At 36.1% G+C, this 12196-nt stretch carries 7 protein-coding genes; 1 reads left to right on the top strand and 6 read right to left on the bottom strand.

What is annotated here, in order from left to right:
* Window positions 1-34: 34 nt before the first annotated feature.
* Window positions 35-949 (bottom strand): helix-turn-helix transcriptional regulator, encoded by a 915-nt coding sequence (locus ACKTTZ_RS19200; protein WP_034696684.1) that lies wholly within the window; start codon window positions 947-949, stop codon window positions 35-37.
* A gap of 79 nt (window positions 950-1028) precedes the next feature.
* Complete coding sequence (locus ACKTTZ_RS19195; protein ID WP_407846368.1) at window positions 1029-1826, bottom strand: SDR family oxidoreductase; 798 nt, start codon at window positions 1824-1826, stop codon at window positions 1029-1031.
* A gap of 134 nt (window positions 1827-1960) precedes the next feature.
* On the opposite strand from ACKTTZ_RS19195, the gene ACKTTZ_RS19190 reads away from it, so the two are divergent.
* Window positions 1961-5305, top strand: coding sequence for a DEAD/DEAH box helicase (locus ACKTTZ_RS19190; protein WP_407846367.1), 3345 nt, complete (start codon window positions 1961-1963; stop codon window positions 5303-5305).
* A gap of 32 nt (window positions 5306-5337) precedes the next feature.
* Here ACKTTZ_RS19190 and ACKTTZ_RS19185 read toward each other — a convergent pair whose 3' ends face one another.
* The 4 genes from ACKTTZ_RS19185 to ACKTTZ_RS19170 form a co-directional block, all read right to left on the bottom strand.
* Window positions 5338-5985: a M48 family metallopeptidase gene (locus ACKTTZ_RS19185; protein WP_253317605.1), complete on the bottom strand. Its 648-nt coding sequence runs from the start codon at window positions 5983-5985 to the stop codon at window positions 5338-5340.
* 37 nt (window positions 5986-6022) lie between these two features.
* Entirely contained in the window at window positions 6023-9199 is a 3177-nt protein-coding gene (locus tag ACKTTZ_RS19180; protein ID WP_407846366.1) for a type I restriction endonuclease subunit R, read from the bottom strand.
* 105 nt (window positions 9200-9304) lie between these two features.
* Window positions 9305-10558, bottom strand: a complete 1254-nt coding sequence (locus tag ACKTTZ_RS19175) for a restriction endonuclease subunit S (RefSeq protein ID WP_407846365.1) — start codon at window positions 10556-10558, stop codon at window positions 9305-9307.
* Window positions 10555-12117, bottom strand: a complete 1563-nt coding sequence (locus tag ACKTTZ_RS19170) for an N-6 DNA methylase (protein WP_407846364.1) — start codon at window positions 12115-12117, stop codon at window positions 10555-10557. Before ACKTTZ_RS19170 ends, ACKTTZ_RS19175 begins: the two co-directional genes overlap by 4 nt.
* Between the last annotated feature and the right edge of the window lie 79 nt (window positions 12118-12196).

The raw sequence follows: 12196 nt of genomic DNA, 5'->3' as shown, positions 1-12196 counted from the left end.
CACCTGATATTTGAACCAGGTGTTTTTTATTTATTTAGTTGAAAGACTGTCTGTAACTCAACGGTGTTTTATCAGTTTTCTTTTTAAACAGCTTATTGAAGGACTGCGGATGTTCAAATCCAAGAGCATACGCTACTTCAGATACAGAAAAACCTGTGGTGGTAAGATATTCTTTCGCCTTTTCAATCAGTTTTTCATGAATATGCTGCTGGGCATTCAATCCCGTGAGATTCCGAAGCATGTCACTCAGATAATGAGGCGACAGATGGAGTGTAGAGGCCAGAAATTCTACTGTAGGAAGTCCTTTATTTAATGTTTCCTGCTGATTGAAATAGTTTTCCAGTACATCATCCATCTTGGTCAGCAAATCATTATTAACCGCCTTTCTGGTGATAAACTGTCTTTTATAAAAACGGTTGCTGTAATTGAGAAGAACATCAAGGTAAGACACAATAACGTCCTGGCTTACTTCATCAATAGCGGTATTCAGTTCATTTCCAATATTGTCAAGTAACCCTGTAATGGTTGTCTTTTCCTGATCAGACAAGTGCAGCGCTTCATTCGTATCATAAGAAAAGAAACCAAAGTTTCTGATATTCTTTGCCAAAGGATAACTTCTGATAAAATCAGGATGTACCAGCAAGGTGTATCCGCAATATTCAGCATTCTCATCAGTAGAAAGAACCTGTCCGGGTGCAGTGAACATCATTCCTCCCTCATTAAAATCATAATATCCCTGTCCATAGCCCATTTTTCCGTTGGTAGAATATTTATAAGAGATTTTATAAAAATTCAGGATAAAACTTCGCTTCAGCATATCCTTTTTGATACTCATTTTCGTGTTATCCACAAGGCTTACCAAAGGATGAAGCGGTTTAGGGAGCTGCAGCATGCTGTGCAGTTCTGATATGGATGAAATTTTCAAAGGAGCATTATCTTTCTTTTCCATGATATAAAATTATAAATTATTTGGTGGAAAAGGCAGCATAAAGAAGATTTACTTTATACTACCTTTAAAAAAATCCGGATTAAAGGAACTGTTTTCCTAACTGGTCTCTGAATACTTCATCACCCAATTCTAGACGCTGAGCATACAAAGCTTTGGCATCTTCTCCGGCTACATATCTCAGATTTCTTTTGCCATCAGTAGCTGCTTCATATACTACTTCTGCAATTTGTTCAGGAGTAGAAGCCACTTCCATCATTCCTCCCATTTTGGAAAATAATGATCCTATCATTTCTTCGTAGGCAGGACTTGATGCAGAATCTAAAGAACGGCTTACAAAATCAGTCTTAATTCCTCCGGGAGAAACGGTTTTAATATCAATACCAAACTGATTCAGCTCAAAAGCCATACTTTCACTCCACCCTTCCAACGCCCATTTTGTAGCATGGTAAATAGAATTTAAAGGGAAAGCGATCAAACCGCCAATGGAAGTGGTAGAAATAAACATTCCGTTGTTTTTCGCTCTGAAATATGGGATGAAGGCCTGCGTTACACGGATAACTCCTAATAAATTGGTGTTTAACTGTCTTGCGATCTGATCATCTTTTAACGCTTCCAATGGTCCCATAAGACCATACCCTGCATTATTAAAAACCACATCTACATCAGTGAGTTCCAGGGTTTGTTTTACGGTAGACTGTATTTGGTCAAAATTGGTTACATCAAGAGGAAGTACCGTTACGTTTTCCAAAGCGGCAAGATCAGCCGCTGCTTCAGGATTTCTCATCGTTGCGATTACTTTCCATCCTTTGTTTTGAAATAATTGGGCAGTTGCTTTTCCTAATCCTGTAGAAGCACCTGTTATAAAAATTGTTTTCATTTTTCTTGGTTTAAAATTACAGGACAAAGTTCAGCATTAGAAGAAACGCAGGAGTTGCCAAAATGGGGTAAGCTGTAGCCAAAACGGATTCTTCAATACATTTGTTTTTTGTAAGTTTGTCCCCATCTATTTTTATGGCAGAATATATTCTTGACAACATCAATATCAGTACACTTTCCGTATATGACCTGCTGAAACATACCTCAGACAGCGCATTTATCGGGATCAGGGATTTTCGTGAAATCTATCCCGTGGCTATTGAAAATAATACAGGAATATTTACAAAACAGTCTTCTTCATTCCAGGATTTTCCAGTGATTACCATCAGTAAAATAGGCAGCTCCTTGCTTTGTTCCTGTACCTGTGACCAAGAGAAAAACCAGCTTTGTGCTCATCAGGCAGAGATTATTCACTGCATTATTGAAGATAAAAATTACCGATTGTTTTTTGATGAAACGCTACGCAAAAAAATATTTCTCCCTAAAGCCAGAGGATATGGTCTGGAAAACGAGCCGGATCTGGATCAGTATTTTGAGCTTGAATACAAAGATGGCCAAATTGAAATATTGCCCAAAATCAAGGAAATGCTTCCTGTAGATGATGTAATGCTGACAAGAGATCTACTTCCTCAGCATCTTTCTAAACTGGATGAACTGGCAATACTGGAAACCGGGAAAAAGCAAATATTGGTTATCGGGAAACACCGTTATTACAATCATATGACCTTCTCTCTGATGGAGGCAGAAATAACGCAGACAGGAAAAATCAAAAATCCTGTCACTCCCATAGATTCCATGCAGCTGATATGGAAAGCAGAGAAACCGGCAGATATAAAATTTTATACTGCTATCACTTCTTTTCAGAATAATTATAATGAAGATTACAATCCGTCAGAACTGGAAGCTTTAAAGCTCATTGTACAGAATCCTCTGGAGCTTGAAGTCTATTATCATGACCGGGAAATCGCAGAAACCGTTTCCTCAAAGTCACTTTCTCTTATTGAATTAAATACTTTAGATGCGGAGATTCAATTATCTGTATTTAAGAAAGATCCATTTTTTGAAATAACCGGAGAATTGCTATTTAATGATTTTGCTCTCCCATTTAAAAATGTTGTTCTCAGAAATGAATATTTCGTCTGTAACCGTAACGTTTTCAGCTTTGTATACGATCCGGACATGCTTAAAATCATCAGGTTCTTTAAGGCTAATAATGAAATTTTACTGGTTCATTCTTCGAAATATGAAGCTTTTATGCAGAATATCCTCTCCTCTATAGAAGAACGTATTCATATTAATTACAGCTACATACAGCCTGCAACAGAAGTACAACTTGAAGATAAAAATTATCAGACTGAAAAAGTCATTTATCTCCGTCAGCAGGAAAATTATATAGGAATTACTCCCGTTATGAAATACGGTGATGTAGAAGTTCCGGTGTATTCCAGAAAGCAGATTTTTGATACTGACCAGAATGGAAATCCGTTTAAAATAGAAAGAAATGAATCAGCTGAAGCCCGCTTTACTTCATTGGTGATGCAGCAGCATCCTGATTTTGAAGAACAGATGGACGGCTATCAGTATTTTTATCTTCACAGGGATAAGTTCCTGGATAACAACTGGTTTCTTGAAGCATTTGAGGCCTGGAGAAATGAAGGAATCATCATACTTGGTTTTAATGAATTAAAAAACAACAAATTAAATCCTCACCGTGCTAAAATCAATATTCAGATCACCAGCGGACTGGATTGGTTTAATGCTCAATTAAAAGTAGGATTCGGACCTAAAGAAGCTTCTTTAAAACAACTTCACCGCGCCATCCGGAACAAGAGTAAATTTGTTCAGCTGGATGATGGCAGCATGGGAATTCTCCCTGAAGAATGGATGGAAAAAATATCCGCTTATTTCCAGGCAGGAGAAATTGATGAAGAACTTTTAAAAATTCCTAAAATCAATTTCACAGAGGTTACCTCACTGTTTGAAAAAGAAGTCCTGAGCCAGGAGATCCAGGAAGAACTTACCTCTTATTCTACGAAGTTTTCAAAAGTAAAAGACATTCCGGAAACAGCTATTCCTGCTGAACTGAATGCTGAATTGAGAGATTACCAGCATGACGGACTGAACTGGCTTAATTTTCTTGACAGCTTCAACTTCGGAGGATGTCTGGCGGACGATATGGGATTGGGAAAAACGATCCAGATCATTGCTTTTATTCTTTCACAGAGGGAAAAACGAGGTCACACCACCAATCTGATTGTAGTTCCTACTTCCCTGCTTTTCAACTGGCAGGAAGAGATAAGCAGATTTGCACCTTCTATAAAAGTTCTGCTTCATTATGGTGCAGACCGACCGAAAACAACGGCTCATATGTCTGATTATGAAGTAGTCCTTACTACGTATGGGATGCTGCTTTCGGACATTAAGTTTTTGAAAAATTTTAATTTCAATTATGTATTTCTGGATGAATCACAGGTGATTAAAAATCCTAATTCTGAAAGATATAAAGCCGCAAGACTTCTTCAATCAAGAAACAGGATTGTACTGACGGGAACTCCTGTTGAAAACAGCACATTTGACCTTTACAGCCAGCTTTCTTTTGCCTGCCCAGGATTGTTGGGAAGCAAACAGTATTTTAAAGATATTTATGCTATTCCAATTGATAAATTTGAGTACAGCAAACGTGCCATAGAGCTTCAGCAAAAGATAAAGCCATTTATCCTCAGAAGAACGAAGAAACAGGTTGCCAAGGAACTTCCGGAGAAAACAGAAACAGTCATCTACTGTGAAATGAATACGGAACAACGCAAGATCTACAATGCTTATGAAAAAGAACTTCGTGAGTTTATTGCAGCCAATGATGACGATGATCTGAACAAGAACAGTATGCATGTTCTCACAGGCCTTACGAGGCTCAGACAGATATGTAATTCCCCTGTTCTGATGAAAGAGGGATATTCCGGTGAAAATGCTGTTAAAATCGAAATTCTGATGGAGCAAATCCTTGGAAAGTCAAAAGATCATAAAATCCTTGTTTTCTCACAGTTTGTAGGCATGCTTGATTTGATCAAAGTTGAGTTGGAACGTCATAACATTCAGTTTGAATATTTAACGGGTCAAACGAAAGACAGAGGGGAAAAAGTCGCTCATTTTCAGAACAATGAAGATATCCGTGTATTTTTGATTAGCTTAAAGGCTGGAGGTGTTGGCCTCAATCTTACGAAGGCAGATTATATTTACCTTGTAGACCCGTGGTGGAATCCCGCCGCTGAAAACCAGGCTATTGACCGTAGTTACCGTATAGGACAGACCAAAAATGTAATTGCAGTACGGATGATCTGCTCCAATACTGTGGAAGAAAAAATTCTTACGCTTCAGAAAAAGAAAAAACAGTTGGCCCAGAATCTGTTGACCACAGACGGAAAGAAGCTTCAGGGACTTTCTAAGCAGGATTTGATGGATTTGCTGGGATCTGGTTCGTAAAAGATATTGTTCCTATTTCCGAACATTATATTCTACAACTTCATCTCATACATTTTAGCATCCAGCTCTTTCCAATTGAAAATATGTTTAGATAATTCTGCCCAAAATTCTTTTGAATGGCTTTTTACTTTGGTATGAACAAGCTCATGAACTACCAAATATTCTATTAATGAAAATGGAAGTTTAACTGCATGAAAATTTATTATTATGGTATTCGACGGTGTACAGCTTCCCCATCGTTTTTCAAGCTTCATAAACTTGACATTTTTGTATTGTAACCCTATCGTTCTGGATTTCTTTCTTAAAATAGGTTCTATTTTTTCCTGTGCTTTTAATCTGTAGTAGTTTTCAACTGCCTGGCGTAAATTTTCTTGAGTATTCAAGTGATCCGGCAATGTAATCTTGAATTTAGATTCTGTAAAATCAATTCTAATCTGATGGCTTTCATTTTCAATAATGATCTCAACATAATACTTTCTTCCCAGATATTGAATTCTGGAACCAGTAACAATTTCACCTTCATTAATGGAGCTTACCAAATCTAATTTATCTAAAATCCATTTGGCTTTTCTTAGTATTAATTTATCAGCTTGCTCAATTGAAATGGCTTTACCTTTGAGCGTAACACCAACGTCTTTTTCTACGCTAATATAATGCGATTGAAGACCATCTTTTTCCATGATTGAATACTCAATGGTTTTATTTCCATATTGTACACTATACATCTTTATTCTTCTTTAAAACATCAACCATTTCTTTTGCTTTAGCCTTAGCTTCTGACCGCTCCAACTTAGTACTCAAAAATCGTATTATCTTATTTTCAATATCTTTTTGAACTTGACCTTTACTCTCCCAAGATACAATACTCAGCTCGCCGCTGATAAGATCAAACAATGTTTTGGTTGCATCGTCGGCAGTACCATCAAAAAGCGTTTTCATCGAGTTATAAACAGCCCGTTCCCGTTCTGTCACAAAGCCTTTTTGCTCACCTTCTTTTTGTTCGTTGATAATTTCATCTTGAATTGTGGTGTAAGCCAGAAGTAATTGAGCTTCATCAATTCGCTGGGCTTCTTTTTGCTTCAACAGTTCATCTAGCCTTTGAGCCAATGGTTTGTAAAAATCAGGATTCTTATCTAATCCAACTTTAATGACGTGCTTCAAGTTATTTCGCATCTTTAATTCCTTGGTTGCCGGTGATGCGTTCATGATTTCCTCCTTAAATTTATTTTTGTCTATGATGGAAATTGGTTCAGATAATAAACTATGAACTCCGTTTGATTTTAGATGTTCGTCAATCATCATTTGGAGCATTTTACTTTCGTCCTTACTGATTTTCAATTCATCATCATCAGGAAATGTATTTTTAGCTCTTATTTTAATTTCATTAAATAACTTAAAGTCACTTTGATACTTCAAAGCTTTGGTATTTGGCAAGACAATATTGATTGATTTGTTAAAGTCTTTCAATAAAGATTTGAAATCGTCCCGTATATTGATGGGTTCAATATAACGTACTGCTAAATCAATATAGTCTTCTCTTTCGTATTTTCTATCAATTTTCAATGGTTTAAAGAAATCAACTAATTTGGTATGATTCATTTCTAACTTTGGAAATTCTTCATTGATATTCTTCAAAATATCATCAGGTCTTATGTCACCAGAAAAGATTTCTAACGCTTGAATTAAATATGCCGTGATTCCGTTATAATCTACAATAAAACCTGCATTTTTCCCCTTTCTGGAACGGTTCACTCTGGCAATGGCTTGAAGAAGGTTGTGTTCCTTCAAAGGTTTATCCAAATACAAACAGGACGCAATAGGAGCATCCCAACCTGTTAGCAACATATCTGAAACGATCATAATCGCTGTATTGTCAAATTTTTTCTTGCCAGTTTTTTCGGTTTCTTCTTCGTTTCCAAAAGGTAGTTTAAAATCCTCCGTAGCATTTTTGATGTTTTCGGGCGGTACAACGTATATTGGTTTTTTATGAGCAGGATTATTCCTGTTCCATTCTAAGGTTTCATAGTAATCTTTAGCAATGGCATCCGTTTTTGGTGAACTCATACTTACCACTACTTTGGAATCAAAACTATGATAGCCTTCTTCTTTGAGTCTGTGTAAGGTTTGCTGGTATTTAATGGCTGATTCTCTTCCGCTACATACTAACATGGCTTTATGACCATCTGGAAAAATTTTATCCCTGAAATGGTCAATTAAATGTCTGGAAATATCATCAATCCGTTCTGCTGATAATTGGTATTTTTTAAGAGCTTCTCGTTTTAGTTTATCTTTTTTTTCTTCAGATGCATCGCCAAACTTCACTTCAAATTCTTCATCAATAGCTTCTTTTTTAACATCCAACTTGCAGATCCCTTCATCATACAATAACTCAACAGTAGCTCCATCAGCAACAGATTCTGTAATGGTATAAACATCAATATATTCTCCTCCATAGAATTCTCCTAAAGTCGATTTATCTTCTTTAGAGATTGGAGTTCCTGTAAAAGCTATAAACTTAGCGTTGGGCAATACCGTTCTCATGAAGGAAGCTAAAAAACCATAGTGACTACGATGGGCTTCATCTACTAAAATATAAAGATTCTCTTTTCTCGAAAGCTCTTCTAATTCTATTTCAATACGATCAATTTCTATCCACTTCCCTTTTTGCAGCTCTTTGGTAATCTTGACAAGCGTTTTGTCTTTTATATGTTTTTCAATGATCAAATTACCCCGCTCTTCTAGCTCGGTTTGGTCGGTAGAGTCTGTTGCTTCTTTATCTGTTTCCTGAAATTTTTGTATCGTGGTCGTAATTATTCCTCCGTAATCATTGCGAAGCAATTTGTCTAAATGTACTACTGAGGAAGCTTGCTTTACATTCCTGAATCCCACACTTTGCAATGTCTTAGTGATTTGCAGATCCAAATCTTTTCTATCGGTCATTATCATCACCGTGGGATTATCAAAGCCATATTCCGGGGCCTGTAATTTTCGGGTGACATAAGCCATCGTTAAAGATTTACCAGAACCTTGCGTGTGCCAAACAACACCACCTTCTCCAGCTTGCAGGCGTTCTATTGTTTTATTAGTGGCTCTTATTTGTTGGTATCGTGGTAGTTTTTTTATGGTAATCCCATTCTCCAATTCAAATAAAACAAAATGACGGATAATCTCCAACACGCGTTCTTTCTTGAAAAGGGCGATGAGCAGTTTATCTTGTTCTGTTTTGGCAAGAGCCAAAATATCAGCATCCTCTTTATTGGTCTTAAAAACAGAATAAAACTGTTGCGGCGAATTGATCGCCCCATATCTCCCACCAGCTTTCCAAATCCCTGCACATATCTGGTTGAAATGAAACAGTTTCTCTGAGTTTTCCTGATAATATTTTAAGTCTCCGTAAGCAGAGTCCCAAGCTGTTGGAGCATTTGGAGATTTACATTCTATGATCCCAATAGGCAAACCATTGATGTAAATAACTAAATCCGGAATAGAGTGCTGAAACCTTCCATGGAATTTCATTTGACTCACCACCAAAAAGTCATTGTTTTCTATATTTTCATAATCGATGAAATGTACTGCATGAAACCCTTCTACGCCATCAATAATTTGTTTGACGGTATAGGTTCCTCCTCTCATCAGTTCCCAGACCTTCTGGTTAATCTCCATTAATGAAGTTCCCGTAACCGTTGTAATGAGCGCATAGGCTTTATTAAGATTATTGTCGTTTATCCAAGGATTGATGCGTTTAATAGCGTCTAATAATCTTTTTTTTAGAATTACCTCGGTGATATCATTGCGTTCCTGATGCTGCTCCCCATTAAAATAATGGTAGCCCATTTCTTGGAACAATGCTATGGCTGGCAACTCGCTATAAATATACTCCGGTTTGTTATTCATAGATCTTTTATTGTGTACATTCTACAATTTTTCTGAAACTAAAAAAGGTTTGACGCTAAAGTAGCAATCAGCGTTTTTATTTCATATCGCTTGGTAATTTTCCAGCTAAACTTTCACCCTAATTTTTCCTGTTAATAATTGTTGCATTAGGCCTTGTTTGAGTTCTTGGTAATGGGCTTTCTTTTCTAATAATACTTTTAATTTTTCATCTACTAAACTTAGAGTATTTGCTATCTTCTCTTGTTCAGTCTTTGATGGAAGAATGGTTGGCGTATTTCTAATTGTTTTAAGAGATAAATTTTTAATTGTAGACCCAGTTAACTCATCATAAAAATATTTCTTAGTATTTGAGTGTTGAAGATAATAATAAAGAAACAAATAATGTAACCTATCTTCTTTTGCGGATATATATGAAGCACTTTTCCCAAATACCACTTCCTCATTTTTATATAGAGCAAGATTTCCAATAGTTCCATTAATTGACATCAGTATCGAATTTAAATTAAGATGTATTCTTAATTTCTCATATTCATCTTTGCTAACGCATTTGGTTTTTTCGGATACTGTCAGTGTGCCATTTATTAAATTATTTCCATTAACAAAGTAATATTCTGAATTATCAACGTATTTTGGTGTTGAGTGAATTCCGTCACCAATTTTATGGCAGACATCTGAAAGTTTCACAACCTCCCAACTCTCAGGAATCATCCCCAAAGGAGAATCCTTAAACTCTGTATGTCCTATGCCTTTGGTTAACAAACGTTGCATTAAGCCTTTTTTGAGTTCTTGGGTTTCGGTAATTTGTTGGTCTATAACCTCAATTTTATCATCTACAGTGATTAATATTTCGGCAATTTTTTGTTGTTCACCAAATGGTGCAAGTGGAAACTTTAGTGATTTTATGTTTTCAGCATTTATGTTAACATTTGCATTTCCTTGAGTAATACCTCGAAGTTGATTATTACACAAATATGATTCAAAGAAATATCCAAAATAGCGATTCACTATATTATTGTTAAACCTAAATCTTATTAAATATGAAGCAAAAACAGCTGGATATTCTTCATCTTCAACAATTCCATATCTTCCTATTGCCCCGCTTCTTGCGAATAAAAAATCTCCTTTTTCAATTTTATAATTTTGATAATCAGAATCAGAAATGTTTAACATAGGCATTTCTGAAAAAACAACTTTAGGATTATTTAAATCCGTTATCCGAGCTAACCTAATTCCATCATTAGTGTAACTATCTTTAGTATAAAATCCCTGTTTATGTTCTTTTGTAATCTCTTTTACTGAGACTATTTCCCAATTCTTTGGAATCTTTCCTAATGGGGATTCTTTATATCCATCTATCATACTCCCAACTCTTTTAAAAATCCAGCCAATCTTTTATCAATTTCCTTTTCACGTTGTTCCAATTCATCCAGCTTGATATGTACTGCTTTAATATCCACTTCAATTTCATCTTCTGATGTATCAATAAAGCGAGAAATGTTCAGGTTATAATCATTTTCAGCTAATTCTGAAATAGGTACAATACGCATGTATTTTTCTACATCGGTACCGCCATCGTAAGCTTTTACGATCTTAGTGATGTGTTCAGATAATAATTCGTTTTGGTTTTTTCCTTCTTTGTAATCACTGCTGGCATCAATAATGGTTACTTTCCCTTTTTGGGCTTCGGTTTTATTTTTATTAATAATCCAAATTGAGGCAGGTATTCCTGTGTTGTAGAACAATGCACTTGGCAACCCTACAATTCCTTCTACCAAGTCAGCTTCAAGTAATGCTTTACGAATAGTCCCTTCGCTTCCGCTTCTAAACAAAGTACCATGTGGTAAGACAACACCCGCTTTTCCGTCTTGTTTTAAAACCGCTATCATGTGTTGTAAAAAAGCTAAATCGGCATAACCTCTTGGGGGTATTCCAAATTGGAAACGTCCGTATGGGTCTGTTACTGCTTTGGCGTAATTAGGGGTTACTTTTTTCTCTTTACCGTTCTTATCCAATTTTACCTCAATCGAGTTTTCAGCAGGTGTCCACCATCCATCCATAGAAAAAGGAGGATTAGCAATCACACGGTCAAATAAATCCAACTCGTTATTTTCGTTCTTGTGCTGGGGCGTGATTAATGTGTCTCCTTTTCGAATATCAGTATCCATAAAATTATGAAGCAGCATATTCAATTTGCCAATAGCCCATGTACCCAAGTTTTTCTCTTGCCCATACAAAGATACGTTGATATTGTTCTCTATTTTTCCGTTGGGTTGTTCGGCAATATAACGGGCTGATTCAATCAACATACCCCCTGAGCCACAAGTGGGGTCGTAAATTTTTTGTTTGGGTTCCGGTTTTATAAGTTGTACAATCAATTGCACCACACCACGGGGTGTATAGAATTCCCCTCCCTTTTTACCTGCATCATCAGCAAACATTTTAATCAAATACTCATAAGCATCGCCTAATAAATCATTTGATTCCAGGTTAGAATTTCTAAGCGAATACTGATTAAAGTGCCTTAAAAGACGTTGTAATAATTCATCAGATAACTTTTCTTTATCACCAAATTTGGTGGCAGTCATTACACCTTCCAGAGAAGTATTTTCACGCTCAATCCCTGCAAAAGCTTTATCTAAAGCAATACCAATATTCTCTGTTTCTTTTTTGATGGTTTCCCAACGAGATTCGATTGGCATTTGGAAATAAGTTCCTTCTTCTGCTTCCTCACGAGAAACACCATCACGAGTCATGATGTTTTCAACCTCTTCTTCAAATACATCATTGGAACGTTTTAAGAATAATAACCCAAAAATGTAATTTTTAAAATCTGAAGAGTCAATGCTTCCTCTCAATATATTTGCGGAATCCCAAAGCCAGCTTTCTAAAGTGCTTAGAGATAATTTATTATCAGTCATTACGGTATTTATCCTTTTATTTGAAGCGTAAATATAGCACAAAACAGAGGATCTTGGAAGGTTTTTATAAATTCTAAAG

Origin of the sequence: Chryseobacterium sp. KCF3-3 (assembly GCF_045865955.1) — a bacterium.
In the GTDB taxonomy this organism is placed as follows: domain Bacteria; phylum Bacteroidota; class Bacteroidia; order Flavobacteriales; family Weeksellaceae; genus Chryseobacterium.
Note: the sequence above shows the minus strand (reverse complement) of the source record. Positions and strands in the feature narration are given on the sequence as shown.